Annotated in this window: 26 protein-coding genes; 9 read left to right on the top strand and 17 right to left on the bottom strand. The window is 71.3% G+C overall.

Annotation, left to right across the window (positions count from 1 at the left end):
- Positions 1 to 22 precede the first annotated feature (22 nt).
- The 3 genes from sdhA to sdhC are packed head-to-tail and all read right to left on the bottom strand — an operon-like array spanning position 23 to position 2,605.
- A complete protein-coding gene (sdhA, locus tag RTL41_RS16560) occupies positions 23 to 1,810 on the bottom strand; it encodes a succinate dehydrogenase flavoprotein subunit (protein ID WP_312166183.1) in 1,788 nt (595 codons plus the stop codon).
- Between the two features lie 4 nt (positions 1,811 to 1,814).
- On the bottom strand, positions 1,815 to 2,207 hold the full coding sequence (sdhD, locus tag RTL41_RS16555; RefSeq protein ID WP_312166182.1) for a succinate dehydrogenase, hydrophobic membrane anchor protein: 393 nt from the start codon (positions 2,205 to 2,207) through the stop codon (positions 1,815 to 1,817).
- On the bottom strand, positions 2,207 to 2,605 hold the full coding sequence (gene sdhC, locus RTL41_RS16550; protein WP_312166181.1) for a succinate dehydrogenase, cytochrome b556 subunit: 399 nt from the start codon (positions 2,603 to 2,605) through the stop codon (positions 2,207 to 2,209). The genes sdhD and sdhC overlap by 1 nt, the downstream gene beginning before the upstream one ends.
- Before the next feature lie 181 nt (positions 2,606 to 2,786).
- On the opposite strand from sdhC, the gene RTL41_RS16545 reads away from it, so the two are divergent.
- Entirely contained in the window at positions 2,787 to 3,671 is an 885-nt protein-coding gene (locus tag RTL41_RS16545) for a LysR substrate-binding domain-containing protein (protein ID WP_312166180.1), read from the top strand.
- A 120-nt stretch (positions 3,672 to 3,791) separates the two neighbouring features.
- Here the strand turns inward: RTL41_RS16545 and zapE are convergent, their stop codons facing one another.
- Positions 3,792 to 4,907, bottom strand: a complete 1,116-nt coding sequence (zapE, locus tag RTL41_RS16540; protein ID WP_312166179.1) for a cell division protein ZapE — start codon at positions 4,905 to 4,907, stop codon at positions 3,792 to 3,794.
- Between the two features lie 96 nt (positions 4,908 to 5,003).
- On the opposite strand from zapE, the gene RTL41_RS16535 reads away from it, so the two are divergent.
- Complete coding sequence (locus RTL41_RS16535; RefSeq protein WP_312166178.1) at positions 5,004 to 5,219, top strand: hypothetical protein; 216 nt, start codon at positions 5,004 to 5,006, stop codon at positions 5,217 to 5,219.
- On the opposite strand, the gene RTL41_RS16530 is transcribed toward RTL41_RS16535, so the two are convergent.
- On the bottom strand, positions 5,216 to 5,857 hold the full coding sequence (locus tag RTL41_RS16530; RefSeq protein ID WP_312166177.1) for a hypothetical protein: 642 nt from the start codon (positions 5,855 to 5,857) through the stop codon (positions 5,216 to 5,218). The genes RTL41_RS16535 and RTL41_RS16530 overlap by 4 nt on opposite strands.
- A gap of 37 nt (positions 5,858 to 5,894) precedes the next feature.
- Positions 5,895 to 7,406 carry a CoA-acylating methylmalonate-semialdehyde dehydrogenase gene (locus tag RTL41_RS16525; protein ID WP_312166176.1) on the bottom strand — a complete coding sequence of 504 codons (1,512 nt, stop codon included), beginning with the start codon at positions 7,404 to 7,406 and terminating at the stop codon, positions 5,895 to 5,897.
- 104 nt (positions 7,407 to 7,510) lie between these two features.
- On the opposite strand from RTL41_RS16525, the gene RTL41_RS16520 reads away from it, so the two are divergent.
- The 7 genes from RTL41_RS16520 (at position 7,511) to trxA (ending at position 17,754) form a co-directional block, all read left to right on the top strand.
- Positions 7,511 to 8,386, top strand: coding sequence for a 1-acyl-sn-glycerol-3-phosphate acyltransferase (locus RTL41_RS16520; protein WP_312166175.1), 876 nt, complete (start codon positions 7,511 to 7,513; stop codon positions 8,384 to 8,386).
- Entirely contained in the window at positions 8,383 to 8,865 is a 483-nt protein-coding gene (tsaE, locus tag RTL41_RS16515; RefSeq protein WP_312166174.1) for a tRNA (adenosine(37)-N6)-threonylcarbamoyltransferase complex ATPase subunit type 1 TsaE, read from the top strand. Before RTL41_RS16520 ends, tsaE begins: the two co-directional genes overlap by 4 nt.
- Positions 8,843 to 9,940: an N-acetylmuramate/N-acetylglucosamine kinase AmgK gene (gene amgK / locus RTL41_RS16510; protein ID WP_312166173.1), complete on the top strand. Its 1,098-nt coding sequence runs from the start codon at positions 8,843 to 8,845 to the stop codon at positions 9,938 to 9,940. Before tsaE ends, amgK begins: the two co-directional genes overlap by 23 nt.
- Positions 9,937 to 10,647 carry a nucleotidyltransferase family protein gene (locus RTL41_RS16505; RefSeq protein WP_312166172.1) on the top strand — a complete coding sequence of 237 codons (711 nt, stop codon included), beginning with the start codon at positions 9,937 to 9,939 and terminating at the stop codon, positions 10,645 to 10,647. Before amgK ends, RTL41_RS16505 begins: the two co-directional genes overlap by 4 nt.
- Before the next feature lie 250 nt (positions 10,648 to 10,897).
- The gene (gene addB / locus RTL41_RS16500) at positions 10,898 to 13,885 is read left to right on the top strand and encodes a double-strand break repair protein AddB (RefSeq protein WP_312166171.1); all 2,988 of its coding nucleotides are present in this window, start codon (positions 10,898 to 10,900) and stop codon (positions 13,883 to 13,885) included.
- Positions 13,882 to 17,349 (top strand): double-strand break repair helicase AddA, encoded by a 3,468-nt coding sequence (gene addA / locus RTL41_RS16495; RefSeq protein WP_312166170.1) that lies wholly within the window; start codon positions 13,882 to 13,884, stop codon positions 17,347 to 17,349. Before addB ends, addA begins: the two co-directional genes overlap by 4 nt.
- 81 nt (positions 17,350 to 17,430) lie before the next feature.
- The gene (trxA, locus tag RTL41_RS16490; RefSeq protein WP_183771157.1) at positions 17,431 to 17,754 is read left to right on the top strand and encodes a thioredoxin; all 324 of its coding nucleotides are present in this window, start codon (positions 17,431 to 17,433) and stop codon (positions 17,752 to 17,754) included.
- 54 nt (positions 17,755 to 17,808) lie between these two features.
- On the opposite strand, the gene RTL41_RS16485 is transcribed toward trxA, so the two are convergent.
- The 11 genes from RTL41_RS16485 to RTL41_RS16435 all read right to left on the bottom strand — a co-directional run bounded on the left by RTL41_RS16485 (position 17,809) and on the right by RTL41_RS16435 (position 26,957).
- The gene (locus RTL41_RS16485) at positions 17,809 to 18,000 is read right to left on the bottom strand and encodes a hypothetical protein (RefSeq protein WP_312166169.1); all 192 of its coding nucleotides are present in this window, start codon (positions 17,998 to 18,000) and stop codon (positions 17,809 to 17,811) included.
- A gap of 54 nt (positions 18,001 to 18,054) precedes the next feature.
- On the bottom strand, positions 18,055 to 18,738 hold the full coding sequence (locus tag RTL41_RS16480) for an MnmC family methyltransferase (protein ID WP_312166168.1): 684 nt from the start codon (positions 18,736 to 18,738) through the stop codon (positions 18,055 to 18,057).
- Positions 18,735 to 20,054: a folylpolyglutamate synthase/dihydrofolate synthase family protein gene (locus RTL41_RS16475; protein ID WP_312166167.1), complete on the bottom strand. Its 1,320-nt coding sequence runs from the start codon at positions 20,052 to 20,054 to the stop codon at positions 18,735 to 18,737. The genes RTL41_RS16480 and RTL41_RS16475 overlap by 4 nt, the downstream gene beginning before the upstream one ends.
- A gap of 136 nt (positions 20,055 to 20,190) precedes the next feature.
- Positions 20,191 to 21,120, bottom strand: coding sequence for an acetyl-CoA carboxylase, carboxyltransferase subunit beta (gene accD / locus RTL41_RS16470; protein ID WP_312166166.1), 930 nt, complete (start codon positions 21,118 to 21,120; stop codon positions 20,191 to 20,193).
- Positions 21,121 to 21,126: 6 nt separating this feature from the next.
- A complete protein-coding gene (trpA, locus tag RTL41_RS16465; protein ID WP_312166165.1) occupies positions 21,127 to 21,960 on the bottom strand; it encodes a tryptophan synthase subunit alpha in 834 nt (277 codons plus the stop codon).
- Positions 21,957 to 22,091: a hypothetical protein gene (locus RTL41_RS16460; protein ID WP_312166164.1), complete on the bottom strand. Its 135-nt coding sequence runs from the start codon at positions 22,089 to 22,091 to the stop codon at positions 21,957 to 21,959. Before RTL41_RS16460 ends, trpA begins: the two co-directional genes overlap by 4 nt.
- 8 nt (positions 22,092 to 22,099) lie before the next feature.
- Entirely contained in the window at positions 22,100 to 23,320 is a 1,221-nt protein-coding gene (gene trpB / locus RTL41_RS16455) for a tryptophan synthase subunit beta (protein WP_312166163.1), read from the bottom strand.
- A gap of 14 nt (positions 23,321 to 23,334) precedes the next feature.
- The gene (locus RTL41_RS16450; protein ID WP_312166162.1) at positions 23,335 to 23,979 is read right to left on the bottom strand and encodes a phosphoribosylanthranilate isomerase; all 645 of its coding nucleotides are present in this window, start codon (positions 23,977 to 23,979) and stop codon (positions 23,335 to 23,337) included.
- Positions 23,980 to 24,021: 42 nt separating this feature from the next.
- A complete protein-coding gene (gene mscL, locus RTL41_RS16445) occupies positions 24,022 to 24,426 on the bottom strand; it encodes a large-conductance mechanosensitive channel protein MscL (protein ID WP_312166161.1) in 405 nt (134 codons plus the stop codon).
- An 81-nt stretch (positions 24,427 to 24,507) separates the two neighbouring features.
- The gene (locus RTL41_RS16440) at positions 24,508 to 24,789 is read right to left on the bottom strand and encodes an integration host factor subunit beta (RefSeq protein WP_312166160.1); all 282 of its coding nucleotides are present in this window, start codon (positions 24,787 to 24,789) and stop codon (positions 24,508 to 24,510) included.
- 227 nt (positions 24,790 to 25,016) lie between these two features.
- Positions 25,017 to 26,957, bottom strand: a complete 1,941-nt coding sequence (locus RTL41_RS16435) for a DUF3857 domain-containing protein (RefSeq protein ID WP_312166159.1) — start codon at positions 26,955 to 26,957, stop codon at positions 25,017 to 25,019.
- Between the last annotated feature and the right edge of the window lie 33 nt (positions 26,958 to 26,990).

Here is a 26,990-nt window from a genome sequence, read left to right as displayed (position 1 = left end):
GGAGAAGGATCATCGGCAGGGCCTAGTACACCCGCGCCTTGGGCGGGATGTAGGCGATGTCGTTGGTCATGGTGTAGCTGTGCACCGGCCGGTCATCGATCTTCACCTTGCCGGTGGCGTCGTCGAACCAGGTCAGGGTGTGCTTCATCCAGTCCTGGTCGTTGCGGTCCGGATAGTCCTCGTGCGCGTGGGCGCCGCGGCTTTCGGTGCGGTTGTGCGCCCCGACCACGGTGACCGTCGCCTGGCCGATCAGGTTGTCCAGCTCGAGGGTCTCGAGCAGGTCGGTGTTCCAGATCAGGCCGCGGTCGGTGACCTTCAGGTCCGGACGCTTGGCGTGCACCGCGGCCAAGCGCCTGACGCCCGAGGCCAGGGCCTCGGTGGTGCGGAACACCGCGGCGTCCTCCTGCATGGCCTGCTGCATCTCCAGGCGCAGGTGCGCGGTGGGGAGCGAGCCGTTGGCGTTGCGGAACTTGTCGAAGCGGGCCAGGTGGCCGTCGGTCATGACCGGCTTCAGCTCCGGCTGGGTCGCCCCGGCCTTGATGGTGTCGGCGCAGCGCAGCGCCGCCGAGCGGCCGAACACCACCAGGTCGATCAGCGAGTTGGAGCCCAGGCGGTTGGCGCCGTGCACCGACACGCAGGCCGCTTCGCCCACCGCCATCAGGCCCGGAACCACCTGGTCGGGGTTGTCGCCCTCGCGGGTCACGACCTCGGAGAAGAAGTTCGTGGGGATGCCGCCCATGTTGTAGTGCACGGTCGGCAGGACCGGGATCGGCTCCTTGGTCACGTCGACGCCGGCGAAGATCTTGGCGCTTTCCGAGATGCCCGGCAGGCGCTCGGCCAGCATCTTCGGATCCAGGTGGTCGAGGTGCAGGAAGATGTGGTCCTTCTTCGGGCCCACGCCGCGGCCTTCGCGGATCTCGATGGTCATGGCCCGGCTGACCATGTCGCGCGGCGCCAGGTCCTTCACCGACGGCGCATAGCGCTCCATGAAGCGCTCGCCCTCGGAGTTGGTCAGGTAGCCGCCCTCGCCACGGGCGCCCTCGGTGATCAGGCAGCCGGCGCCGTAGATGCCGGTCGGGTGGAACTGCACGAACTCCATGTCCTGCAGCGGCAGGCCGGCGCGCAGCGCCATGCCGCCGCCGTCGCCGGTGCAGGTATGGGCGCTGGTGGCCGAGAAGTAGGCGCGGCCATAGCCGCCGGTGGCCAGGATCACCTGCTGGGCCTGGAAGCGGTGCAGGGTGCCGTCGTCGAGCTTCCACGCGGTCACGCCGCGGCAGACGCCTTCGTCCATGATCAGGTCGAGGGCGAAGTACTCGATGAAGAACTCGGTGTCGTGCGCCAGGCTCTGGCCGTACATGGTGTGCAGCATGGCGTGGCCGGTGCGGTCGGCCGCCGCGCAGGTGCGCTGGATCGGGGCCTCGCCGAAGTTCTTGGTCATGCCGCCGAAGGCGCGCTGGTAGATCTTGCCTTCCTCGGTGCGCGAGAACGGCACGCCCCAGTGCTCCAGCTCGTAGACCGCGGCCGGCGCGTTGCGGCAGAGGTATTCGATGGCGTCCTGGTCGCCCAGCCAGTCCGACCCCTTGACGGTGTCGTACATGTGCCAGCGCCAGTCGTCCTGGCCCATGTTGCCGAGGCTGGCCGAGATGCCGCCCTGGGCCGCCACGGTATGCGAGCGGGTCGGGAAGACCTTGGTGATGCAGGCCGTCTTCAGCCCCGCCTGGGCGCAGCCCAGCGCCGCGCGCAGGCCCGAACCGCCGGCGCCGACCACCACCACGTCGAACTTGTGATCGATGAACTCGTAGCTCGCCATGGGATTAGACAGCGCCTCCCAGCGCGACCTTCAGGATGGAGAACACCGCCAGCGCGCCGAACAGCGCGCAGACGAACAGGTTGAGCAGCAGGCAGGCGGCCCGGCTCAGGTTCTTTTCGACATAGTCCTCGATGACCACCCGCAGGCCGCCGTGCATGTGCAGGAACGAGAAGGTCACCAGCAGCACCAGCAGGGTCGGGTTCAGCGGGGTCGACCGCAGCCAGGCCACCGCGCCGTCATAGTCCAGGCTCGCCAGGCGCAGGGCGGCGAACACGCCCCACAGCAGCAGCGGGATCAGGGCCGCGGCGGAGACCCGCTCGGAGATCCAGTGGCCGACGCCGTGCTTGGCGGCGCCCAGGCCGCGGGCGCGGCCGAGGGGAGTGCGAAAGCTCGACATCAGAGCGCTCCGGTCATGGCGGCGATGATCCAGACCGCCAGGGTGGCGGCGATCGAGAAGGCGATGCAGACGACGGCGCCCAGGGTGGCGGTCTGCACCTTGTAGCCGAAGCCCAGGTCCCAGATCAGGTGCTGGACGCCCTTGGCCAGGTGGTAGAAGACCGACAGCGTCAGGCCGAACATCACGATCTTGCCGGGGAACGAGCCCAGCACCGCCATGAAGGTCGCATAGGCGTCGGGGCCCGAGGCCAGGGCCGTGGCCCACAGCGCGAAGATCAGCGCGCCGCCATAGAGGGCGCAGCCGGTCGCCCGGTGCAGGATCGACGTGGCCATGGTGACGTGCCACCGCCAGATCGTCGTGTGTGGCGAGAGCGGGCGTTCGCGAGGGGCGTAGGTCATGGGCGTTCCGGGCTGCAAGAAGCGGCTCCGCTTTTAAGCCGCCCCCTTCGAGTGTCAACGAAAGGCGCAGCCCCGCTCTCTACAGAGCAGCGACCTCCCCTTCGCCAAAACCGAAGTTTCCGAGCTTTTTCTTTTGATGCAATGCGTCTTTCCCGTATGCATCCTTCGCAGGAGGCGAAGGATGCGGTTCGACCTGGTTGACTTGCGGCTGTTCTGCGAAGTGACGGACGCCGGCTCCATCACCCGCGGGGCCGAACGCTGCGCCCTGGCCCTGGCCGCCGCCTCCACCCGCATCCGCAACATGGAGGACGCCCTGGGCGCGCCGTTGCTGGAGCGTTCGCGCCAGGGGGTCACGCCCACGCCCGCCGGCCGCACCCTGCTCAAGCACGCGCGCACCATCCTCTCGCAGACCGCGCGGCTGCGCGAGGACCTCGGCGCCTATGCCGGCGGGCTCTCGGGCGAGGTGCGGCTGCTGGCCAACACCAACGCCCTGACCGAGTTCATCCCCGAGGCGCTCAGCCGCTTCCTGGCCGACCACCCGCACGTCAGCATCAACCTGGAGGAACGCCTCTCCGACGAGATCGTCGGGCTGGTGGCCGAGGGCGTCGGCGACATCGGCATCGTCGCCGGCACCGTCGACATGGGCAGCCTGGAGACCTTTCCCTTCCGCTCCGACCGCTTCGTGGTGGTGACCAGCGCCATCCACCCGCTGGCCCAGCGCCGGTCGATGACCTTCGCCGACGTGCTCGGCTGCGACCTCGTCGGCCTCGACCGCGCCTCGTCGCTGCAGCGGTTCCTGTCGGCCAAGGCGGTGCGCGAGGGCCGGCCCCTGCGGCTGCGCGTGCAGTTGCGCAGCTTCGACGCGGTGTGCCGGCTGGTGGAGTGCGGGGTCGGGGTCGGCATCGTGCCCGAGACCACCGCCCGGCGCGCGGCCCGCACCATGTCGCTCGGCATCGTCGACCTCACCGACGACTGGGCCCGGCGCGAGCTGACCATCTGCGTGCGCAGCCTGGAGGGCCTGGCCCCCTACGCCCGCGACCTGGTCGAGAGCCTGCGGGCCGGCTAGACCCCGCCCGTGTCATCCCGGAAAGCCCGCAGGGCTTGTCCGGGACCCATTCGCGCCGGGCCTGGCGAATGAGGCGCCGCCCCGCCCCAAAAGCTCAACTGACTTGATGACACGAGCGGCTTAACTGTCCTCCGCCAGCCAGTCGGCCGAGCGCATCTCCTGCAGGCGCGAGGCGGTGCGCTCGAACTCGAAGGCGCCGTCGCCCTCCGGATAGAGCTTGGTCGGCTCGGCCTGCGCCAGCACGATCAGCTTGGCGTGCGCCTCGTAGAGCGCGTCGATCAGGATCACGAACCGCCGCGCCTCCTCGCGCCGGTTCGGCGTCAGCCGCGGCACGTCCTCCAGGAACAGGGTGTGGAAGCGCTCGGCGATGGCGATGTAGTCGTTCGGCCCCAGCGCCACCGAGCACAGGCTGGCGAAGGTCGCCCGCACCATGCCGCCCTGGGCGTGCGGCAGGTGCACCTTGCGGCCCAGCACCTCCAGGGTCTCGCCGACCTCCGCCTCGCCGCCCAGCATGTCCTTCCAGAGCGCGTCGAAGCTGCGCGCATTGTCGGGATCGTTGGGGCTGAACCAGACGCCCGCCGCCCGCAGCCGGTCGAGCCGGTAGTCGTGCGGCCCGGCGACGCTGATCACCTCGACCTTGCTCTTCAGCAGCGCGATGAACGGCAGGAAGAGCTGGCGGTTGATGCCGTCCTTGTAGAGCTGGTCCGGCAGCCGGTTCGAGGTCGCCACCAGGGTCACGCCGCGGGCGAACAGCCCCTCGAACAGCCGGCCCAGGATCATGGCGTCGGCGATGTCGGTGACCTGGAACTCGTCGAAGCACAGCAGCCGCGCCTGGCCGGCGACCACGTCGGCGACCGGCGGGATCGGGTCGTCGCCCTTGTGTTGGCCGAACTTCGCCTTGCGGGCCGCGGCGTCGCCCTTGCGCCAGGCGTCGATCAGCCGGTGGATCTCGCCCATGAAGACGTGGAAGTGGATGCGCCGCTTCTTCTCCACCGGGGCGCTGGCGAAGAACAGGTCCATCAGCATCGACTTGCCGCGCCCGACCGGGCCGATCAGGTAGACGCCGCGCTGGCTCTCCGGCTTCCTGAAGAACGAGGCGAAGCCGCTGGGCTCGGCCCGGGCCAGGTCGCCCTCCAGCCGCACCAGCGCCGCCAGCGCGGCGGCCTGGGCCGCATCTGGACGGATATCGCCCTGCGCCAGGCGGGCGTCATAGGCGGCTTGCAACTGTGACGGCATGGCTCCCGCCTAGCCCTTCAGCGCGCTCGCCTCAAGCACGGAACAGGGCGCCGCCTCGGCGGTTGACCTAGTCGGACCCAAGATGAGGAGCCCCCCATGGCCGGAAAGAACCGCAACGCCGCGCCCGACCCCGTCATCGACGGCGAGACCGATCCCGAGCTCGAACTCGGTGCGGCCGACGAGCTGGAGGACGAGGCCAGCCGCGAAGGCATCGGCCGGCGCGCCAGCGGCCATCCCGCCGACCGCGAACACGGGGTCAAGACCCGCATCCGCAGCAAGCAGATCGTCAGCGGCCGGCCCTACGCCAGCTAGCCGGGGACGCCCAGTTCCTTGCGCACGAAGCGGTAGGTCTCGCGCTTCTCGCAGGCGCAGGCCCGCATCCGGCCGTCCTTGGTCCACCAGACCAGGGTCGGATAGGCGAACTTGACGCCGTTGGCCTTCAGCAGCGGTTGCAGGTCGTCGACCAGCTTGCGCCCCGCCTCCACCACCGCCGTGCGGGCCATGTCGCCGTCGGCCGGCGCGATGCCGGCCGCGGTCCAGGCCTCGGCCGGCACGTCCTCCCACTGCTCCATCAGCGGCCAGGAGCGGCCCAGCCACAGCTCGGCCACGGTCGCGCGCTCGGCCGGGGTCGACTTGGCCACGCCGTTCAGGTCGCGGCGGGCGATCTCGATGACCCGGGTGTCGACGCCGGCCGCGTGCAGCAGCGGGAACTCCTCGGCCTTGAACCGCAGGCAGTCGGGGCAGGTGCGGAACGAGACCATGTAGAGCTTGGGCCCGGTCTTGCCGGGCGAGACCCAGCCGGAGGTCTCGAGGATCCTGGTGATCTCCGCCTGGTGCCTGGTGATGGTGTGCGGCCGCCAGCGCAGGTCGTAGTTCCACCACGCAAAACCGCCCGCGCCCGCCAGGGCGACGACCAGGGCCAGGATCGCCCAGAGCTGGAACCGCTTCATCGAACCTCCGCCGCAAACTCGCGGCAGAGTAGTTGCATCACCGCATGGTGGGAATGACGAAGGCGCTGTCGTCGGTCATGCCCTCGGGCCAGCGGGCCGTGACCGTCTTGATCTTGGTGTAGAACTTCACGCCCTCCATGCCGTGCTGGTTCACGTCGCCGAAGGCGCTGCGCTTCCAGCCGCCGAAGGTGTGATAGGCCACCGGCACCGGGATCGGCACGTTGATCCCGACCATACCGACATTGACCCGGGCGGCGAACTCGCGCGCGGCGCGGCCGTTGCGGGTGAAGATCGCCACCCCGTTGCCGTACTGGTGCGCGCTGGGCAGGGCCAGCGCCTCCTCGAAGCTCTCGGCGCGGACGATCTGCAGCACCGGGCCGAAGATCTCCTCGCGATAGGTCTTCATGCCCGGCTTGACCTGGTCGAACAGGCTCGGCCCGATGAAGAAGCCCTTCTCGAAGCCCTGCAGCGCGAAGCCGCGGCCGTCGACCACCAGCTCGGCGCCCTCGTCGACCCCGATCTGGATGTAGTCGGCGATCTTGTTGCGGTGCGCGGCGCTGACCACCGGCCCGTACTGGGCGGCCGCGTCGGTCGAGACCCCGACCTTCAGCGTCTCCAGCTCGGCCACCACCCGCTCGCGGATCGCGTCGGCGGTCCTGGCCCCGACCGGCACCACCACCGGCAGCGCCATGCAGCGCTCCCCGGCCGAGCCGTAGGCCGCGCCGACCAGGTCCTTGACCGTCTGGTCGAGGTCGGCGTCGGGCATGACGATGCCGTGGTTCTTGGCCCCGCCCATGGCCTGGACCCGCTTTCCGTGCGCCGTCCCGGTCGAATAGACGTAATGGGCGATGTCGGACGAGCCGACGAAGCTGACCGCGGCGATGTCGGGATGGGTCAGGATCGCGTCGACCGCGACCTTGTCGCCGTGCACCACGTTCAGCACGCCCTTCAGGTCCATGCCCAGGTTGGCGCCGGCCTCCATGAACAGCTCGGCCAGCCGCACCGGGACGCTGGGGTCCTTCTCCGAGGGCTTCAGCACGAAGGTGTTGCCCACCGCGATCGCGACGCCGAACATCCACATCGGGATCATGCCGGGGAAGTTGAACGGGGTGATCCCCGCCGCCACGCCCAGCGGCTGGCGCATCGAATAGACGTCGATGCCCGGCCCGGCGCCCTCGGTATATTCGCCCTTCAGCACGTGCGGGACGCCGCAGGCGAACTCGATCACCTCCAGCCCGCGCTGGATGTCGCCCTTGGAGTCGGCGATCACCTTGCCGTGCTCGGACGACAGCAGCGCCGCCAGCTCGTCCATCCGCGCCTCGACCAGGCGCTTGAACTCGAACATCACCCGCGCCCGGCGCTGCGGATTGGTCGCCGCCCAGGCGCCCTGGGCCGCCAGCGCCGCCTGCACCGCGGCGTCGACCTCGGCCGCCGTCGCCAGGGCGACTTTTGCCTGCACCTCGCCCGTGTTGGGGTCGAAAACCTCGCCGAACCGCCCGGACACGCCAGGCTGGGCCGCACCTGAAATGAAGTGTTGGATATCGCGCATGCCGGTGTTGTAGGCCCTCGCGCGCGGCCTGGGTAGGTCACCCAGGGTGAGCAGGCCGGCGCCCGCTTGCCCCGGCGCAGGGGGCCGTCGCATTCTGCACGTCGATGACGAGCCTCTCGCCCACCGCCGCCGCCCTGCCCGCGCGCAGCGCCTATCACGACCACATCGTCGACGCGCTGATCGCCGAGCGCGCGCCTCGGCTGTCGGGCGGGCCGCTGTGGCCGCTGATCCGGCCCGCCCTCTACCGGATGCTGGACTACCGCAAGGCCCGCGCCATGGCCGACGCCATCGCCCCCATGCCCGGCCGCGCGGCGCTCGACTACGTCTCCGACCTGCTCAGCGTGAAGGTCGCGGCCCAGGGGCTGGAGCACGTCCCCCCCGCCGGCCGCGCCATCTTCATCTGCAACCACCCGACCGGCATCGCCGACGGCGTCGCGGTCTTCGACGCCCTGAAGGGCCTGCGCCCCGACATCTGCTTCTACGCCAATTCCGACGCCCACCGCGTCGCGCCCCATTTCGACGAGGTGCTGATCCCGGTCGAATGGGTCGAGGAGAAGCGCACCCGCGAGCGCACCCGCCTGACCCTGCAGCTCACCCGCCAGGCCATGGAGGCCGAGCGCGCCCTGATGATCTTCCCGGCCGGCCGCCTGGCCCGCCGCGGCCCGGGCGGCGTGCTCAGCGATCCCGAATGGATGCCCAGCGCCATCTCCCTGGCCCGCAAGTACGAGGCGCCGGTGATCCCCATGCACCTCAGCGGCCCGTCATCGACCCTGTTCCACCTCTTCAACCGTTTCTCCAACGAGCTGCGCGACATCACCCTGTTCCACGAGCTGCTGAACAAGCGCGGCCGCGAGTTCTCGCTGATCCTCGGCCCGCCGGTCCCGCCCGGCGCCCTCGACCCGGACGCCGTCGCCGCCACCGAGGCGCTCAAGGCCTATGTCCGCACCCTGCCGCAGCATCCCGAAAAGGCCTTCGCATGATCACCCAGGCCGAGGGCGATTTCCGCCTGGACGACGAAGCCGCCACCGGCGTCCTGGGCGCAGCCATCGCCGCCGAGCTGAAGCCCGGCGAGGCGGTCTGCCTGACCGGGCCGCTGGGGGCCGGCAAGTCGACCCTGGCCCGCGCCCTGGTCCGCGCCCTGACCACGCCGACCGAGGACGTCCCCAGCCCGACCTTCACCATCGTGCAGTTCTACGAGGGCGCGCGGCTGAAGGTCGCGCACTTCGACCTCTATCGCCTCGCCTCGGCGGACGAGGCCTATGAGATCGGCCTGGACGAGGCGCTGGAGGACGGGGCGGCGGTGATCGAATGGCCCGAGCGCCTGGAGGGCCATCTCCCCCCCGACCGACTTGATGTAGAGATCATGGTCGATGAGTCGCCAGGCGGCGGGGAAGCGCGGCGCGCCCGGCTGACGCCGGCGGGCGCCTGGGAAGGACGTGGGCTTGAATTCCGATCGTGAGAGCCGCAAGGCGCAGTTCCTGAAGGCGCACGGCTATGGCCAGGCCCGCCGCGAGCCGCTGAGCGGCGACGCCTCCACCCGCGCCTATGAACGCCTGCATCTGCCAGGCGGCTCGACCGTGATCTTCATGGACCAGCCGCCGTCGGCCGAAACCGCGCCTTGTCCGCCAGGCGCCACCGACGACGAGCGCAGGGCGGCCGGCTACAACGCCCTGGCCCGCCTGGCCGCCGGCCGGGTGGAGGCCTTCGTGACCACCGCCGAGTGGCTGCGCGCGCAGGGCCTGTCGGCGCCGGCGGTCCTGGCCCACGACGCCCCGAGCGGCCTGGCCGTGCTGGAGGACCTGGGCGACGACCTGTTCGCGCGCCTGATCGAGGCCGGCCAGGACGAAGCGCCGCTCTATGACGACGCCATCGAGGCGCTGGTGCTGCTGCATTCGGTGACGCCGCCGGCGCGGCTGGAAGCGCAAGGGCTCTCCTGGCCGCTGCTCAGCTATGACGACCTGGCCTTGAAGACCGCAGGCGACATCCTTCCGGAGTGGCTGCCCCGGCTGCGCCCGGAACTCCGCTTCACCGACCAGGCCCTGGCCGAATGGGAAGCCGTCTGGGCGCCGATCCGCGCCCGCGGCGCAGCCAACCCCACGGTGTTCTGCCATCGGGACTATCACGCCGAAAACCTGATCTGGCTGCCGCAGCGGACCGGCGCGGCGCGCGTCGGCCTGCTGGACTTCCAGGACGCGGTCGTCGCCCACCCGGCGTGGGACATGTCCATGCTCCTGCACGATGCGCGGCGCGAGGTCTCGCCGGCGCTGGAGGCCGGGTGCCTGGCCCGCTACTTCGTCCTGCGGCCCGAACTGGACCCGGTGCGGTTCCTGGCCGACTATCACGCGCTCGGCGCGCTCAACATCGCGCGGATCATCGGCATCTTCGCGCGCCTGGCGACCCGTGACGGCAAGCCGCGCTACGAGGCGTTCCTTCCGCGCCTGTGGGGCTATCTGGACCGCTGCCTGGCCGATCCTGCGCTGGGCGATCTCAAGGCCTGGTTCGACCGCCACGTTCCCGCGCAGGCCCGCCGATGAGCCAGATCAAGACCGCCATGGTGATGGCCGCGGGCCTGGGCACCCGCATGCGGCCGCTGACCGACGACCGCCCCAAGGCGCTGATCCAAGTCGCCGGAAAGCCGCTGATCGACCACGTGCTCGACCGGCTGGTCGCGGCGGGGATCGAGACCGCCGTGGTCAACGTCCACCACTTCGCCGACCAGATGGAGGCGCATCTGGCCAGGCGGACCGACATCCGCATCCTGATCTCCGACGAGCGCGCCGTCCTGCTCGACTCCGGCGGCGGGATCAAGCACGCCCGCCGTCTGCTCGGCGACGCCCCGATCATGATCGCCAACATCGACTCGCTGTGGATCGAGGGCGAGACGCCGGCCCTGGAGACGCTCAAGGCGGCCTGGGATCCCGACGCCATGGACCTCTGCCTGCTGCTGGTCCGCCGCGGCCACGGCATCGGCTTCGAGGGGCCGCAGGGCTTCTTCCGCGACGAGGCCGGCCGCCTGACCCACTCGGCCAAGCCCGAACCGCCGACGCCCTACGCCAATGTCGGCTTCCAGATCCTGAAACCCCAGATCCTCGACGCGGAACCCGACGGCGCCTTCTCCATCGTGCCGGTCTGGTGGCGGCTGTCCGCGCAGGGCCGCCTCCACGGCGCCGTCATGGACGGCTTCTGGATGCACGTCGGAGACCCCGCCGCCCGGGAGGCGACCGAGGCGAAGCTCCGGTGACGCCGCCCCTTACAGATGCTCCCCCCTCGGGGGAGCTGTCAGCCGCATGGCTGACTGAGGGGGACCTTGGCTCAAGCCGCCCCGACCAACACCAGGCGTCATCCCGGCTGGAGCGCAGCGGAAGGCCGGGATCCATTCGCGCCGCGCGCGCCGATTCCGAGCGCCGCCAGCGCCACGTTCGACCCGACCAGGTGTTCAGGGGTCCCGGTCTTCGGCCTGCGGCCGAAACCGGGATGGGCGGGACGCGCCCATGACCCTCTTCACCCGCCCCGGCCCGCGCTGGTTCAACATCCCCGCCCACCGGCCGTTCGTGCAGGACCTGGCCGCCGGGCTCTACGACGCCCTCAGCCCGCTCGGCCCCGACGCCCTTTCCCAGGCGATCATCCTCACCCCGACCCGGCGCGGGGCGCGGGCCCTGGCCGACGCCTTCGTCGCCGCGGCCGGCGGCAAGGCGGTGCTGCCGCCGCAGATCCGCCCGCTCGGCGACCTCGACGAGGGCGAGCCGCCGTTCGAGCCCGGCGACCTGGCCGTCGAGCTGCCCGCCGCCATCGGCTCCCTGCGCCGCCGCTTCGAGCTGACCCGGCTGGTCAAGGCGCACGAGAAGGAGCTCGGCCGCGAGCTCGACGCCTCCGCCGCCCTGGAACTGGCCGACGCCCTGGGAAGCTTCCTCGACAGCCTCCAGATCGAGGAGGTCAACGGCGAGGGCCTTGGCGAGCTGGTCGGCGCCGACCTGGCCGAACACTGGCGCATCAGCCGCGAGTTCCTGGAGATGGCCCAGGTCGCCTGGCCCGCGCGGCTGCGGGAGCTCGGCCTGGTAGACGTCTCCCAGCGGCGCGTGGCCCTGCTGCGCAAGCTGGCCCGGGCCTGGAGCGAGCGCCCGCCGCAGGGCGTGCTGATCGCCGCCGGCTCGACCGGCACCGCGCCGGCCACCGCCGACCTGCTGGCCGTCGTCGCCGCCGCGCCGCAGGGGGCCGTGGTCCTGCCCGGCCTCGACGACAGCTTGGCCGAGAGCGCCTGGATCGAGGTCGGCGAACAGCATCCCCAGGGCGCCATGCGCCGCCTGCTGCACCGCGCCGGGGTCGAGCGCCGCGAGGTCATGGAGTGGCCGGCCTCCTTCACCCTCGACTCGCGCGGCCGCTGGCGCCGGCGGGTGATCAACGAGGCCCTGCGCCCGGCCGAGCGCACCGCCGACTGGCTGTCGGTGATCGAGAGCCTGCGCCTGGAGGGCGAGACGGACGGCGTCGACGCCATCGCCGAGGGCCTGTCGGGCCTCTCCGTCGTCACCGCCCACGCCGAGGAGGAGGCCGCCACGGTCGCCGCCCTGCTGCTGCGCGAGGCGCTGGAGACGCCGGGCCGCACCGCCGCCCTCGTCGCCCCCGACCAGGCCCTGGCCCGCCGCGTCGCCGCCAAGCTGGCCCGCTGGGGCGTGGCCGCCGACTCCTCGGCCGGCCTCTCGCTCTCCGGCTGCCCGGGCGGCGTGCTGGCCGGCCTGGTCGCCAGGGCCGCGGTCGATCCGCTCGACCCGGTGACCCTGCTGGCCATCCTCAAGCATCCGCTGGTGCGGCTGGGCCTGGATCCGGAAGACCTGATCGCGCGCCGCGCGGCGCTGGAGCAGCACGGCCTGCGCGGCCCGCGCCGCACCACCTGGGCCGCGCTGGAGGCGCGCCTGGGCGAATCCGACGAGGCGCTGGCCCTGGCGCGAAGGCTGCAAACCGCCCTCTCCCGCCTGGAGGCCGCAGAGCCCGCCCAATCCCCGGCCGACGCCGCCCGGCGCCTGACCGAAACCCTCGAAGCCCTCGCCGCCGATCCGCTGGGCGACCATGGCGACCTCTGGGCCGGGCACGGCGGCGAGGCCCTGGGCCGGCTGCTGGCCGGCTTGATCGACGAGTCCGAGGGCCTGCCCCCCGTCACCCCGCGCGGTTTCGCCGACCTGCTCTCGCGGCTGATGTCGGGCGAGAGCGTGCGCACCGGCGGCGCCACCCATCCGCGCCTGCGCATCCTCGGCGCCATCGAGGCGCGCCTGACCCGGGCCGACCGCCTGGTGGTCGCCGGCCTGGAGGAAGGCGTCTGGCCGCAGGGCGCGCCGCTCGACCCGTTCCTGTCGCGCCCGATGCGCGAGCGCCTGGGCCTGCCGCCGCCCGAGCGCCGCGTCGGCCTCGCCGCCCACGACTTCGCCCAGGCCGCCTGCGCGCCCGAGGTGATCCTGCTGCATTCCGAACGCCGCGAGGGCGCCCCGGCCGTGAAGTCGCGCTGGCTCTGGCGGCTGGAGACCCTGGCCCGCGGCGCCGGCGTCGCCCTGCCCGGCCGCCCGGACGTCGTCGACTGGGCCCGCGCCCTCGACGCCGCCCAGGACTACAAACCCGCCAAGCGCCCCTCGCCCAGCCCGCCGATCGCCGACCGGCCGCGCGAGATGGCGGTCACCCGCATCGAGGCCCTCACCCGCGATCCCTACGCCGTCTGGGCGCGCGACATCCTCAAGCTCTATCCGCTGGAACGGCCCGACGAGGCCGTCGAGGCCCGCGCCCGCGGAACTGCGATCCACAAGGCCTTCGAGCGGCTGGCCGAGGCTCATCCCGACCAACTGCCGCCCGACGCCGCCGCGATCTTCGAGCGCCTCTATGTCGCCGAACTGGAGGCCGCCGGCATGCCGCACGAGGCCCTGGCGCGCGAGACCGCCCTGGCCAAGGAGGCCGCCGCCTGGGTCGCCGACCTGGAGCGCCGCCGCCGCGCCGACGGCCGCACCATCCACGTCGAGTTGAAGGGCGAACTGACCATCGAGGCCCCTGCCGGGCCGTTCACCGTCAACGCCCGCGCCGACCGCATCGAGATCGACCCCCAGGGCTATGGCCACATCCTCGACTACAAGACCGGCAAGGCGCCGTCGAAAAAGGTGGTGGAGACCGGCTTCTCGCCGCAGCTCACCCTGACGGCGGCGATCCTGCAATCGGGCGGCTTCCCGACGCTCGGCCATCCCGAGCCGGGGGAGCTGACCTATCTGGAGATCACCGGCCGCAAGCCGGCCGGGCGCGAGGAAGTGCGCGCCATGCCGGGCGACGAGAGCGCCCTGGCCGCCGCCAACGCCTATGAGGGGCTGGTCAAGCTGGTCAGCCAGTTCGACCACGGCCGCCCCTACGCCTCGCGCGTCGCCCCGCAGTTCGTGAAGCTGCACATGAGCGACTACGACCACCTGGCCCGCGTCTTCGAGTGGTCGACCAGCGGCGAGGAGGACGGCGAATGAACGCGATCCCGCCCCCCGACCCCCAGCGCCTGGCCGCCGACCCGGGGATCTCGGCCTTCGTCACCGCCAACGCCGGCTCGGGCAAGACCAAGACCCTGATCGACCGGGTCGCGCGCCTGCTGCTGGCCGGGGCGCGCCCGGAGACCATCCTCTGCGTGACCTACACCAAGGCCGCGGCCGCCGAGATGCAGCGCCGCCTCTATCATCTGCTGGGCGACTGGTCGGTCTATGACGACAAGAGGCTGCAGGGCGAACTGGCCAGGCTCGAGGGCCGCGCGCCCGAGAGCTACGACGCCCGCAGCCTGTCCAAGGCCCGCGCCCTGTTCGCCAGCGCCCTGGAGACGCCCGGCGGCCTGAAGATCCAGACCATCCACGCCTTCTGCGAGAAGCTCCTGCGGCGCTTTCCGCTGGAGGCGGGCGTCTCGCCCGGCTTCCGGGTCATGGACGACAGCGCCAGCGCCGCGGTCGCCGGCGCCGCCCGCAAGGCCGTCGCCCGCCACGCCCTGCGCGGCGAGGGCGCGGTCGCCCAGGCCTATGCCCGCTTCTCGGTCGCGCTCGACTTCCAGAGCTTCCAGGGCATGTTCGCCGCCTTCGAGAGCCAGCGCGGCGCGCTCGGCGCCTATCTGGACAGCCACGGCGGCCTTGAGGGCGCGGTCGAGGACGTCTGGCGCGTCTGCGGTTTCGATGAACCGGCCGATCCCGACGCCGTCGAGGCCGAGGCGCTGGACGACCTGAACCGCGCGGCCTGGCAGGACTGCGCCGAGACCCTGGCCCAGGGCGGCAAGGCCGACATCGCCAACGCCGCCAAGCTCGCCGCCGCCCTGGCGCCCGGCGCCGGCCTCGACGAATGTCTGGCGGCCCTCTTCACCGAAAAGGGCGAGGGCACGCCCGTCGCCTGGGTGCAGAAGACCTCGGGCCTCAAGGTCCGCGAGGACCTGCGGTTCTTCCTGCTGGCCGAGCAGGACCGGCTGGAGATCGCCCGCGAACGGCGCCGCGCCGCCCGCGTCGCCCACGACACCCACGGCGCCCTGATCCTGGCCAGCGCCTACCTGGCCGCCTACGCCATCGAGAAGGCCGCCACCGGCGCGCTCGATTTCACCGATCTCATTGAAAAGACACGCGATCTCGTCGCCTCGCGGCCCATGGCCGCCTGGGTGCTCTACAAGCTCGACGGCGGGGTTGATCATATCCTCGTTGACGAAGCCCAGGACACCGCCCCCGAGCAGTGGGAGATCGTCCGCGCCCTGACCGAGGAGTTCTTCGCCGGCTCGGGCCAGCCGACCGAGCGGATGCTTGAGCGCAACATGTTCGTCGTCGGCGACGAGAAGCAGTCGATCTACTCCTTCCAGGGCGCGCGGCCCGAGCTGCTGATCCAGGAGTTCGAGTTCCACCGCGAGCGCGCCACCGGCGCCGGCTTCCGGTTCGAGCGCGTCGACCTGCTGACCTCCTGGCGCTCCACGCCCCAGGTGCTGCGCTTCGTCGACGCCGCCTTCGCCCCGCCCGAGCTCGCCGCCGCCATCCTGCCCCGCGTCGAGGCCGAGGTGATCGAGCACCGGGCCGTGCGTTCCGACGACGGCTGCGTCGACCTCTGGCCGCTGGAGCGCGAGGAGAAGGGCGACGTCCGCGACGCCTGGGACGCCCCGCTCGACGAGGAAGGCCAGGCCAGCGCCAACAAGCGCCTGGCCGAGGAGATCGCCGCCGAGATCGCCGCCCTGATCGCCCGCGGCGACGCCGTGCTGGACAAGGAGACCCGCCGGCCGCGCCCGGCCACCGCCGGCGACGTGCTGATCCTGGTCCGCCGCCGCAAGGCGCTGTTCGAGGAGATCCTGCGCGCGCTCAAGCATCGCAAGATCCCGGTGGCCGGCGCCGACCGGCTGGCCCTGTCCGAGCACATCGTCTTCGACGACCTGCTGGCGGTGGCCCGCTTCGCCCAGCACCCCGCCGACGAGCTGACCCTGGCGGCCCTGCTGCGCAGCCCGTTCTGCGACCTCTCCGACGACAGCCTCTACGCCCTGGCCCATCTCCGGGGCCGCGAGAACCTCGCGGCCGTGCTGCGCCGCCGCCGCGCCGAGACCCCGCCATGGGCCGCCGCCGCCGATCTGGTCGAATGGCTGGTCGCCAACCGCGCCCTGCGGCCGTTCGAGTTCTATGCGCGCCTGCTGGCCCTGCGCGACGAGGGCGGCCGCTCCATGCGCCGGCGGCTGATGGAGCGGCTGGGCGCGGAGGCCGAGGACGCCCTGGACGAGTTCCTGGCCCAGGTCCTGGCCGCCGAGGGCCGCGGGGTGGAGGACCTCGAAAGCCTGGCCGCGGCGCTGGCCAGCCTCGACATCACCGTCAAGCGCGAGATGGAGGCCGGCCGCGACGAGGTCCGGGTGATGACCGCCCACGGCGCCAAGGGCCTGGAGGCGCCGATCGTCTTCCTGCCGGAGACCACGCTCGGCCGCACCGCCCGCGGCTCGCCGCTGATGCGGACCCAGGCGGGCGGCTTCCTGTGGAGCCCCTCGAAAGGCACGGACTGCGCCGCCTCGCTGGAGGCCCGCGAATGGCGCGCCCGCAAGGACGAGGAGGAGGCCGCGCGCCTGCTCTACGTCGCCCTGACCCGCGCCCGCGACCGGCTGGTCCTGTGCGGCCGGGTCTCGGCCACCGCCAAGGAAGAGAACGTCAAGGGCTGGTGGGGCGCGGTGGTCGCCGCCTTCGAGCATGCCGATGTCGGCGGCGAGAAGCGGATCGTGACCGCGGGCGGCCGCGAATTCCTGCGCTTCGGCCCCGATCCCCTCGCCCTGGGCCCCGCCCGGGCCCAGAGCGAAACCACCGCCGCCCTGCCGGCCTGGGCGCAGGTCGCCCCGCCGGCCGAGGCCTTCGCCCGCTACGCCTCGCCCTCGCAGCTCGGCGAGGACGCGACCACGCCCGCCACCTCGCCGCTGGTCCGCACCGAGGGCCTGGGCCGCTTCCGCCGCGGCGACCTGATCCACCGCCTGCTGCAGATCCTGCCCGACCTGCCGCCCGCGGAACGCGAAGCCGCCGCTGGCCGCATCCTCTCGCGCGAACGTGATCTGACCGCCGGGCAGCGCGCCGAGATGACCGCCGCGGCCATGGGCGTGCTCACCGACGCCCGCTTTTCCGAGGTGTTCGGGCCAGGCAGCCGGGCCGAGGTCTCGGTCGCCGGGACCGCCCGCGGCCTGCCGCCCGGCCTGGCCATCTCCGGCCGCATCGACCGGCTGGTGGTGCTGCAAGACCGTGTTCTAGTGGCGGATTTCAAGACCAACCGCCCTTCCCCCGACCGCATCGAGGACGCCGACCGCGCCTATCTGCGGCAGATGGCGATCTACGCCGCGGTGCTGGAGGACATCTTCGAGGGCCGCCGCATCGAGGCCGCCCTGGTCTGGACCGATGGCCCGAAGCTGATGGCGGTTCCAGAAAACCTGTGGCGTCAGACCCTTGCCGACCTCCATCGCGAAGGTTGATACCGGAGCCGTGCCCGCCTACATCGGCGGATCGAGAGCCGCGGCCAAACGTTCTTCCGGCCGGGCTATAAGGAGCTTTTCATGAGCACCGTGACGGTCACCGACGAATCCTTCGACAAGGACGTGCTGCAGGCTTCCAAGCCTGTGCTGGTGGATTTCTGGGCCGAGTGGTGCGGCCCGTGCAAGCAGATCGCCCCGGCCCTGGAGCAGATCGCCGCCGAGCTCGGCGAACAGGTCACCGTGGCCAAGCTGAACATAGAGGACAGCCCCACGACCCCCTCGCGCTACGGCGTGCGCGGCATCCCGACCATGATGCTGTTCAAGGGCGGCCAGATGGCCTCGATGAAGGTCGGCGCCATGCCCAAGCAGAAGATCGTTGAGTGGCTCAACGAGGCCGGCATCTAACCGTCTCTGCGCAGCCGGGCCCCAGCGGGGTTCCGGCTGCCGGGACCTCGTCGTTCAGGCCTCGCCCCTGGCGTCGATGCGCTCCTCAAGGTCGATGTCGTCGACCACGACGCCGTCGGCGTCGGTGATCTCGAAGGGCACGCCGTCGGCGACCAGTTCTTCGTATTTGGCGAGCGCCGCCTCTTCCGTCTTCGCCGTATAGGTCACGGCGCGGCCGGGATGGCGGGCTGAAATTCGATAATCCATGCCTCACCATATCCGCCGCGGCCGCCAAGCGCGATGCCCGCGCGAGTTCGGCCGTCAGGGCCGGCCGGGCGCGCTCGCCATCCAGATCATATGCCGCGCGCCGCGCTTGCCGCCGGTGGCGCGCACGCCGACCTCCTCGACCTCGTAGCCCGCCCGGCGCAGACGTTTGGTGAAGCGCTCGTCCCGGGCCGAGGACCAGACCGCCAGCATGCCGCCCGGACGCAGGGCCCGGCGGGCCGCCGCCAGGCCCTGGTCGCTGTAGAGCTGGTCGTTGGCCGTCCGGCTCAGGCTCTCCGGGCCGTTGTCGACGTCCAGCAGGATGGCGTCATAGCTGGCCCGGCCGGCCCCGATCAGGGCGCCGACGTCTCCCTCGATCAGCGTCAGGCGCGGGTCCTTCAGGCACTCGCCGGAGAGATGGGCCATCGGCCCGCGCGCCCAGGCGATGATTTCCGGAACCAGCTCGCCCACGGTGACCTGCGCCTCGGGGCCGAGGTTCTCCAGCGCCGCGCGCAGGGTGAAGCCCATGCCGAAGCCGCCGATCAGGATGTGCGGCCTTGGGCGATCGCGCAGGCGCTCGCACGCCAGGGTGGCCAGCGCCTTCTCCGAGCCGCTGACGCGGCTGCTCATCAGTTCGATGGCGCCCGACATGATCGAGAACTCGGCGCCGCGCTGCATGAGCCGCAGCTCCCCGCCGTCGTCGGGCATGACGGCGGTGGCCAGGTGGACCCAGGGGATCATGTCGGCCAGGTCTCCGGGCTCATGGCCAGGACCTCGCCGGCGAAGTGCAGCCCGCCGCAGATCAGCACGTGCGGCGCGGGGCCCGGCCCCGCCAGGGCGCGGCGCACGCCCGCCTCGACATCGGCGGCGATCTCGACGTCCAGCCCGGCCTCGCGCGCCGCCGCGGCCAGTTCCTCGGCCGGCGCGGCGTTGGGCGACTCGAAGGTGGTGGCGATCACCCGCGGCTTCAGGTCCGCGAACGGCCGGAAGAAGCCCAGCGCGTCCTTGCGGGCGAACATGGCCGTGATCAGCACCAGGGGCCGCGGGTCGCGCGCCACCAGCCGCCCGGCCGCCTCGGCCAGCGCCCGGCCGGCATGCGGATTGTGCCCGCCGTCCAGCCACAGGTCGGCGCCCCGTTCGGCCGCCAGCCGCGCCATCGGCCCGTCGGTCAGGCGCTGGAACCTGGCCGGCCAGACCGCGCTGGAGACCCCCTTGGCCAGCGCCGCCTCGTCGATGCGCGGGTCGCCCAGCGCCAGGGCCGCGGCCACCGCCAGCCCGGCATTGGCGAACTGGTAGCCGCCGAACAGGCTGGGCGCCGGCAGGTCGTAGAGCTGATCGGGCATCTGCACCAGCAGCCGGCCGCGCTCTTCCCAGGCGTCGAAGTCGCGGCCCATCAGGGTCAGCGGCGCATCGAGCTGCTCGGCCTCCGCCAGGATCACCGCCTCGCCCTCCTCCATCTGCCGGGCGACCACCACCGGGCGGCCCGGCTTGATGATGCCGGCCTTCTCCCAGGCGATCTTGGACAGCTCGGGGCCCAGCATCTCCAGGTGGTCGTAGTCGACCGGGGTGATGACGCTGACCGCCGGCGCGTCGAAGATGTTGGTGGCGTCGAACCGGCCGCCCAGCCCCACCTCGACGATGCAGAGGTCGGCCGGGGTCTCGGCGAAGGCCTGGATCGCCAGCACCGTGGTGATCTCGAAGAAGCTGATCGGCTCTCCGGCATTGGCCGCCTCGACCTTGTCGATCAGTTCCGACAGCCGCTCGTCGGTGACCAGTTCGCCGGCCACGCGGATGCGCTCGGCGAACCGCACCAGATGCGGCGAGGTGATGACGTGGACCTTCATCCCCGCCGCCTCGGCGATCGCGCGCAGGTAGGAGACCGTCGAGCCCTTGCCGTTGGTGCCGGCCACATGGATCACCGGCGGCAGCCGCCGCTCGGGATGGCCCAGCGCCGCCAGCAGCCGCTCCACGCGCCCGGTGGTCAGGTCGATGAGCGAGGGATGATGCGCCCGCAGCCGCAGGATCACCTCGTCCGAAGCGCGGATCGGATCATACATGTCTAATTCCTCCCCTCATGGGGGAGGGGGACCACGAAGTGGTGGAGGGGGCCGCAGCCGCCGCAACGCTCGAAGTCAAAGTCCCCCTCGGTCAGCTTCGCTGACAGCTCCCCCACAGGGGGCGCAATGACAAGGCCTAGGCGGCTTTCGAACGGTCGCGTCCCATCATCAGGGTCTTGAGGATCGAGCCCAGCACCGGACGCATGTCGGCGCGGGTCACCACCCGGTCGATCTGGCCGCGTTCGACCAGGAACTCGGCGCGCTGGAAGCCCGGCGGCAGGGTCTCGCGGATGGTCTGCTCGATCACCCGGCGGCCGGCGAAGGCGACCATGGCGTTCGGCTCGGCCAGGTGGATGTCGCCCAGCATCGCGTAGGAGGCCGAGACCCCGCCCGTGGTCGGGTCGGTCAGCACGACGATGTAGGGCAGGCCCGCGGCCTTGACCTCGTTCAGCGCCAGGGTGGTGCGGGCCATCTGCATCAGGGCCAGGGTGCCCTCCTGCATGCGCGCGCCGCCGGCGGCGGTGAAGATCACATAGGGCGCGCCGCGCTTCACGGCTTCCTGCGCGGCCTTGATGAAGGCCTCGCCGACCCCGACGCTCAGCGAGCCGCCCATGAAGCTGAAGTCCTGCACCGAGACGACGCAGGGCACGCCCTCGATGGTCCCGTAGCCCGAGCTCATCGCGTCCTGCGCGCCGCTCGCCTTACGGGCCGCCTTCAGGCGCTCCATGTAGGGCTTGGTGTCCGGGAACTTCAGCGGGTCGTCGACCACGCCCTTGGGCGCTTCCAGCTTCTCGTACTGGCCCTCGTCGAAGGTGTAGCGCAGGCGCTGCTCGGCGCCGATCCGCATGTGGTGGCCGGACGGGGTGACCCACAGGGCCGCCTCCAGGTCCGAGCGGTAGATCATCTCGCCGGTGTCCGGGCATTTCACCCAGAGGTTCTCCGGCGTCTCGCGCTTGGCCACGAGGTTGCGCACGCCGGGCGCAATCCGCGAAAGCCAGCCGCGGCGTTCGCGCGGTCCCTGGGGGCCTTTGCCCGGTTTGTCGTTTCGCTGTTCAGCCATCGCCATGGGGTTCTACACCGTGAGGCTTTCGACTCGCGCGGAGCGCACAGCCTTAGCCAAGGATTCTACTTTGGAAAGAACCCGGGCGGTCACAGATTCGTTCATTGCCAAGCCTGTTGCGACCTCCTCGACGAGCGCCGAACCGACCACCGCGGCGTCCGCCACCCGGGCGATCTCCGCGGCCCGCTCGGGCGTCTTGATGCCGAACCCGACCGCCACCGGCAGGCCCGAAGCGGCGCGGATACGCTCGACGTTCGGGGCCACCGCGGCGGCGTCGGCCTCCTTCACACCGGTCACGCCGGCGACCGAGACGTAGTAGACGAAGCCCGACGTGCGGCGGACCACCACCGGCAGGCGCCGGTCGTCCGTGGTCGGGGTCGCCAGCCGGATCAGCGAGAGTTCGTGGGCGTCCAGGGCGTCGGCCAGCGGATCGGCCTCTTCCGGCGGAATGTCGACGCAGATCACCCCGTCCACGCCCGCCTGCGCCGCATCGCGCGCGAAGGCCGCATAGCCGTGGTGCACCAGCGGATTGGCGTAGCCCATCATGATGATCGGCGTCGCCTGGTCGCCCTTCCGGAACTCGGCGATCATCGCCAAAGTCTTGTTGAGCGTCATGCCGCCCGCCAGCGCCCGCTGCGCCGCGCGCTGGATCGGCGGCCCCTCGGCCATCGGGTCGGAGAACGGGAAGCCGACCTCGATCAGGTCCGCGCCCGCGGCCGGCAGGCCCTGCAGGATCTCCAGGCCGGTCGCATGGTCGGGGTCGCCGGCCATCACATAGGCGACGAACGCGGCCCGGTTCTCCGCCTTGAGCTGGGCGAAGCGGGCCTCGATGCGGGATTTGGTCATTGGGACGCCCTGTGCACTGTGGGGGTCGCGTCGCCGCGCACCTCGACCTTGACGACGCCGGTCGCCCAGGCGGCGGCGGTCAGCAGAACCGCGGCGGCGACCAGTTGCAGGACGAACTTCAGCCTCGACATCGGCGCGCTCAAATCGTGCGGCCCAGGTGGTCGGCGACGGTCTGCACGTCCTTGTCGCCGCGCCCGGAGAGGTTCAGCACCACGATCCCGTCCTTGCCGACCTCCTTCACCACCTCGGGCAGGCGGGCCAGGGCGTGCGAGGATTCGATCGCCGGCAGGATGCCCTCCAGCTCGGCCAGCAGCTTGAAAGCGTCCAGCGCCTCCTGGTCGGTGCAGGTCAGGTAGGTGGCCCGGCCGACGTCGTGCAGCCAGGAGTGCTCGGGGCCGATGCCCGGATAGTCCAGGCCCGCCGAGATCGAGTGGGCCTCGGTGATCTGGCCTTCGTCGTCCTGCAGCAGATAGGTCATGTTGCCGTGCAGGACGCCCGGACGGCCGCCGTTGATCGCCGCGGCGTGGCGGCCGGTGTCCATGCCCTCGCCCGCCGCCTCGACGCCGAACAGCTTCACGCCCTCGTCGTTCAGGAACGGGTGGAACAGGCCGATGGCGTTCGATCCGCCACCCACGCAGGCGACCACCGCGTCGGGCAGGCGTCCCTCGAGCTCGAGGATCTGCTGCTTGACCTCGTTGCCGATCACCGCCTGGAAGTCGCGCACCATCTCCGGATATGGATGCATGCCGGCCGCCGTGCCGATCAGGTAGTAGGTGTCGTGGACGTTGGTGACCCAGTCGCGCAGGGCCTCGTTCATGGCGTCCTTCAGGGTCGCCGATCCGGCGGTCACGGCCTCGACCCGGGCGCCCAGCAGGTTCATCCGGAACACGTTCGGCTTCTGCCGCTCCACGTCCACCGCGCCCATATAGACCACGCAGGGCAGGCCGAAGCGGGCGCAGACGGTGGCCGTGGCCACGCCGTGCTGGCCGGCGCCGGTCTCGGCGATGATCCGGGTCTTGCCCATCCGCATGGCCAGCAGGATCTGGCCCATGCAGTTGTTGATCTTGTGCGAGCCGGTGTGGTTCAGCTCCTCGCGCTTCAGATAGATCTTCGCGCCGCCATAATGCCGGGTCAGCCGCTCGGCGAAGTACAGCGGGCTCGGGCGGCCGACATAGTGCGTCAGGAAGCTGCGCAGCTCGGCCTGGAAGGCCGGATCGTTCTTCGCCGCCGCATAGGCCGCGTCCAGCTCGTGGACCAGCGGCATCAGCGTCTCGGGCACATAGCGGCCGCCATAGTCGCCGAAGCGCCCCGCGGCGTCGGGATAGGCGGTGTAGTCGTTGGGTTTCGCTGGGGCGTTCACAGGAATCTGCAACTTCAAGCGCGGCGGACGGCGTCGAGAAACGCCGTGATCAAGGCCGGGTCCTTTAGTCCGGGACCGCGCTCCACGCCAGAAGAAACGTCCACGAGCGGCGCCCCGGACAGCTTCATCGCCTCGGCCACGTTCCATGGATCGAGGCCGCCGGCCAGCAGCCACGGCCGCTGGAATCGGCGCCCGGCCATGATCGTCCAGTCGAACCGCGAGCCGGTCCCGCCCGGCAGCTCGGAGTCCTTGGGCGGTTTGGCGTCGAACATCAGGTGCTCGACCACCGGCTCGAACGCCGCCGCCCCGGCCAGGTCGGAGGCCTCGGACACCGACAACGCCTTGATGATCCCCGCCCCCGTGTGCGCGGCGACCTGATGGGCGCGGGCCGGCGTCTCCTTGCCGTGCAACTGGATCAGGTCGGGCTGCAGGATGGCGGTCAGCCGGTCCAGCAGGGCGTCGTCGGGATCGACCGTCACCGCCACGACCTTCACCCTGGCGGCGCGGGCCGGCCGGGCCAGGATGGCGGCCGCCTCGAGCTCGACATAGCGCGGGCTCTTGGGGAAGAAGTTGAGGCCGATATGGCTGGCCGCGCCGTCGATCGCCGCCTGGACGGTCGCCGGCGTCGAAAGTCCGCAGATCTTGGCGCGCACGCTCATGGCCGATGAGTTAGGGCCTGGGGCGCGCCAAGCCAAGCCGGATCAGGGCTTGGACTTCAGAAGATCGCGGATTTCGGTCAGCAGCTCCTCGCTGGGGGTGGGCGCCGCCGGCGCCTCGGCCTGGTTGCGGCGCAGGGTGTTCACCCCCTTGACCAGCAGGAAGATCACCCAGGCGACGATCAGGAACTGGATCAGGGTGTTGATGAAGGCGCCGTACTGGATGGCCACCAGCTCGCTCGCCGCGGTGGCCGGGTCGTCGGGCTTGAGCACGAACTGCAGCTTGGAGAAGTCGAGCCCGCCGGTCAGCAGGCCGATCGGCGGCATCACCATCTGGGTGACCAGGCTCTCGACGATCTTGTTGAAGGACGCCCCGATGATCACGCCGACGGCGAGGTCGATGACGTTGCCGCGCGCGATGAATTCGCGAAATTCGGAGAAGATGCTCATGGTTCACCGTTGATCATCGAGAGGAGGGCCAGGATCGACTGAGCCCTTCCTCACGGTCAACTGCAAACCTTGGCGTGCAGCCTAGTCGGCGTTGAGCCGCTCGCGCAGTTCCTTGCCGCTCTTGAAGAACGGCACGTGCTTGGCGCGCACGTCCACCGACTCTCCGGTGCGGGGATTGCGGCCGGCGCGGGCGTCGCGCGAGCGCACCGACAGGGCCCCGAAGCCGCGCAGTTCCACGCGGCCGTCCGCCTCCAGCGCCTGGATCATCCGCTCCAGAATCACCCCCACGACGCGTTCGACGTCGCGTTGGGTCAGGTGCGGGTTCTCCTCCGACAGGCGGGCGATAAGTTCCGACTTGATCATGCCTATTTCCGGGTCCCCGAGCCGTGGGGAGACGGCTCATAGGCGTTCAACTAGGAGCAACAATTCGCCAAAACCGGCGCGCATTCCAAGAAATCGCTGGAAGCGAGCGGGACCATGGTCGAGTCCGATTGGATGTTCAAGGCGCAAAGAAGGTTGACGGCCCCTACACCAGACCGGTTCGCCGCATTTTCAACCGTCAGGTGACGTGAGGTCAGGGTCACCCCACGTCATTTAGGCGCCCGCACGAAGTATTCCTGCGCCGCCAGCGACCTCAGGGTGCGATTCGCCGCCTCGATTTCGCTGGCCGCGATCTCCGGCGTCACCGAGCGCACCTGCGTCGTGAAGCGGGCCACCTCGCCCTGGATCGCCGAGGACTGCTTGATCTCATAGCCGCCCACGGTCTGCTCGCCGTTCGGCCCGCGGATCGTGAAGCCGCGCCCGCCATCGGGCAGCACCACTTCGGTCACCGACTGGCGGAACATCGGATAGCTGACCGCATAGGGCGCGTCACGGTTGGGGCCGGGCTCGCGCCGCGGGAAGGCCGCCACGCCGCCCGCGCCGGGCAGGCGGAACTCGCGCACGCCCAGGTCGGGGTTCTCGCGCCAGTCGACCTCGGCCCTGCCGGTCATGACCAGCGAAAAGCCCGACGGCTGGCTGTCCCAGGCGACGTCGTCCAGCTCGATCCAGCTATAGCTGGCCGAGAACGCCTGCCGGAAGGTCCGCTCCAGGTCCGCCTTCGGCGCGCGGGCCGCCAGTTGCTGGAAGCTCGCCGCGGCCTCGCCCTGCATCCGCATCTCGACCCGGGCCGGCGCGGCCTCGGCCAGGCCCCGGGAGGCGTCCAGATGGATGGAGGCGACCACCTGAGGCTGGGTCAGCGGCGGCTCGGCCGCCCGCTCCAGCTCCGCGCCCTCGGCCCGCAGCGGCAGCGCCCAGCGCCAGCCCGGCGCCGGCAGCGCGTCCAGCCCGCCGCGGTCGCCGCTGCGGGTCCCGTCCAGCCAGTAGGTCCGCCCCTCGATGCTGGCGCGCACCAGCACGTGGTTGAAGGCCGACAGCGACGGCAGCCGCTCGTCCATGCCGTCGCCCCCGCCCAGCGACACCAGCGCCGGCTCGGCCTCGATCCCCAGCTCCCCGAGCAGGGCCAGCAGCAGCACTGTCTTGCCCTTGCAGTCGCCGAACCGCCGCTCCCAGGTCTCGTCGGCGGCGGCCGGCACGTAGCCGCCCTCGCCCATGCCCAGGAACAGGTAGCGGGTCTGGTCCTCGACCAGCTTCAGCGCCGCGAAGGCGCGGGCCTTGGGGTCCTTGTGCTCGGCGGCGATGGCGCCGGCCTGGGCGCGGACGTCGGAGTCCGGCTTCAGGATCGCGGCCCTGGCGAAGTGCGGGCTCATCACCCGCGAGACCTCGGCCCAGGCGCCGTAGCTGGAGACCTCCAGGTCGCCCAGCCGCTGGAACCGCGGCGGCGCGCCCAGCGGCGGCTTCGGAGCCACGGCCAGCGGCTGGTCGCGCTCCAGCAGGGTCCAGCCGTCCTCCTGCGTCACCGTCGGCTCGCCATAGCCCTCGGTGGTCTTCCAGCGCACGTCCTGGCCCTGCGGCCACCAGACCCTCGCCCGATAGCGGCCGGCCGCCCCGGGGAACTGCATGCGCTCATAGTCGTAGGAATGGCCCTCGACGATCGGGTCGCGGCGGACGACCGTCCAGGCCATGTCGACCAGGTCGCCGACCTGCAGCCCCTCGATCTGGCGGCTGGCGGTCAGCCGCCCGTCCAGCATCGCGCGCTCCAGATTGGTCTCGCGCCGCAGGACCAGCATGTCCTTGCCGCCCTTCAGCAGGTCGATGGCCTTGCCGCCGCGGATGATGCGCAGGGTGTGCCAGGCGACCTCCTCGACGGCGGGGTCCCAGGTGACCTGGCGCGACTGGAAGCCGGTCAGGCCCTCGGTCCGCGCGATCCGGTAGACGCGGCGGTTGTAGTAGGCGTCGCCCTGCGGCGAGAACCGGGTCTGGTTGTCGTCCAGCACCACCTGCACGGCCGCGGCGCCGTCCTCGGGCGGGGCCTGCGGGATGTCCGCCACGGCGATCCAGGCGGCGGGCGGTCCGAAGGCGGGGCGGTCGGCCGCGGCGGCGGGGGAGATCCAGGCGGCGGCGGCGAGAACCGCCAGGGCAGGACGAAGCAATACGGATCTCCAGGCGGCTCGGGTCGCGCACGA

Source organism: Phenylobacterium sp., from assembly GCF_031984885.1.
Classification (GTDB): Bacteria; Pseudomonadota; Alphaproteobacteria; order Caulobacterales; family Caulobacteraceae; genus Phenylobacterium.
Note: the sequence above shows the minus strand (reverse complement) of the source record. Positions and strands in the feature narration are given on the sequence as shown.

Coding starts and splice junctions, on each gene's coding strand:
- sdhA (WP_312166183.1), bottom strand. CDS start 1,810: ATGGCGAGCTACGAGTTCATCGATCACAAGTTCGACGTGGTGGTGGTC.
- sdhD (WP_312166182.1), bottom strand. CDS start 2,207: ATGTCGAGCTTTCGCACTCCCCTCGGCCGCGCCCGCGGCCTGGGCGCC.
- sdhC (WP_312166181.1), bottom strand. CDS start 2,605: ATGACCTACGCCCCTCGCGAACGCCCGCTCTCGCCACACACGACGATC.
- RTL41_RS16545 (WP_312166180.1), top strand. CDS start 2,787: ATGCGGTTCGACCTGGTTGACTTGCGGCTGTTCTGCGAAGTGACGGAC.
- zapE (WP_312166179.1), bottom strand. CDS start 4,907: ATGCCGTCACAGTTGCAAGCCGCCTATGACGCCCGCCTGGCGCAGGGC.
- RTL41_RS16535 (WP_312166178.1), top strand. CDS start 5,004: ATGGCCGGAAAGAACCGCAACGCCGCGCCCGACCCCGTCATCGACGGC.
- RTL41_RS16530 (WP_312166177.1), bottom strand. CDS start 5,857: ATGAAGCGGTTCCAGCTCTGGGCGATCCTGGCCCTGGTCGTCGCCCTG.
- RTL41_RS16525 (WP_312166176.1), bottom strand. CDS start 7,406: ATGCGCGATATCCAACACTTCATTTCAGGTGCGGCCCAGCCTGGCGTG.
- RTL41_RS16520 (WP_312166175.1), top strand. CDS start 7,511: ATGACGAGCCTCTCGCCCACCGCCGCCGCCCTGCCCGCGCGCAGCGCC.
- tsaE (WP_312166174.1), top strand. CDS start 8,383: ATGATCACCCAGGCCGAGGGCGATTTCCGCCTGGACGACGAAGCCGCC.
- RTL41_RS16505 (WP_312166172.1), top strand. CDS start 9,937: ATGAGCCAGATCAAGACCGCCATGGTGATGGCCGCGGGCCTGGGCACC.
- addB (WP_312166171.1), top strand. CDS start 10,898: ATGACCCTCTTCACCCGCCCCGGCCCGCGCTGGTTCAACATCCCCGCC.
- addA (WP_312166170.1), top strand. CDS start 13,882: ATGAACGCGATCCCGCCCCCCGACCCCCAGCGCCTGGCCGCCGACCCG.
- trxA (WP_183771157.1), top strand. CDS start 17,431: ATGAGCACCGTGACGGTCACCGACGAATCCTTCGACAAGGACGTGCTG.
- RTL41_RS16485 (WP_312166169.1), bottom strand. CDS start 18,000: ATGGATTATCGAATTTCAGCCCGCCATCCCGGCCGCGCCGTGACCTAT.
- RTL41_RS16480 (WP_312166168.1), bottom strand. CDS start 18,738: ATGATCCCCTGGGTCCACCTGGCCACCGCCGTCATGCCCGACGACGGC.
- RTL41_RS16475 (WP_312166167.1), bottom strand. CDS start 20,054: ATGTATGATCCGATCCGCGCTTCGGACGAGGTGATCCTGCGGCTGCGG.
- accD (WP_312166166.1), bottom strand. CDS start 21,120: ATGGCGATGGCTGAACAGCGAAACGACAAACCGGGCAAAGGCCCCCAG.
- trpA (WP_312166165.1), bottom strand. CDS start 21,960: ATGACCAAATCCCGCATCGAGGCCCGCTTCGCCCAGCTCAAGGCGGAG.
- RTL41_RS16460 (WP_312166164.1), bottom strand. CDS start 22,091: ATGTCGAGGCTGAAGTTCGTCCTGCAACTGGTCGCCGCCGCGGTTCTG.
- RTL41_RS16450 (WP_312166162.1), bottom strand. CDS start 23,979: ATGAGCGTGCGCGCCAAGATCTGCGGACTTTCGACGCCGGCGACCGTC.
- mscL (WP_312166161.1), bottom strand. CDS start 24,426: ATGAGCATCTTCTCCGAATTTCGCGAATTCATCGCGCGCGGCAACGTC.
- RTL41_RS16440 (WP_312166160.1), bottom strand. CDS start 24,789: ATGATCAAGTCGGAACTTATCGCCCGCCTGTCGGAGGAGAACCCGCAC.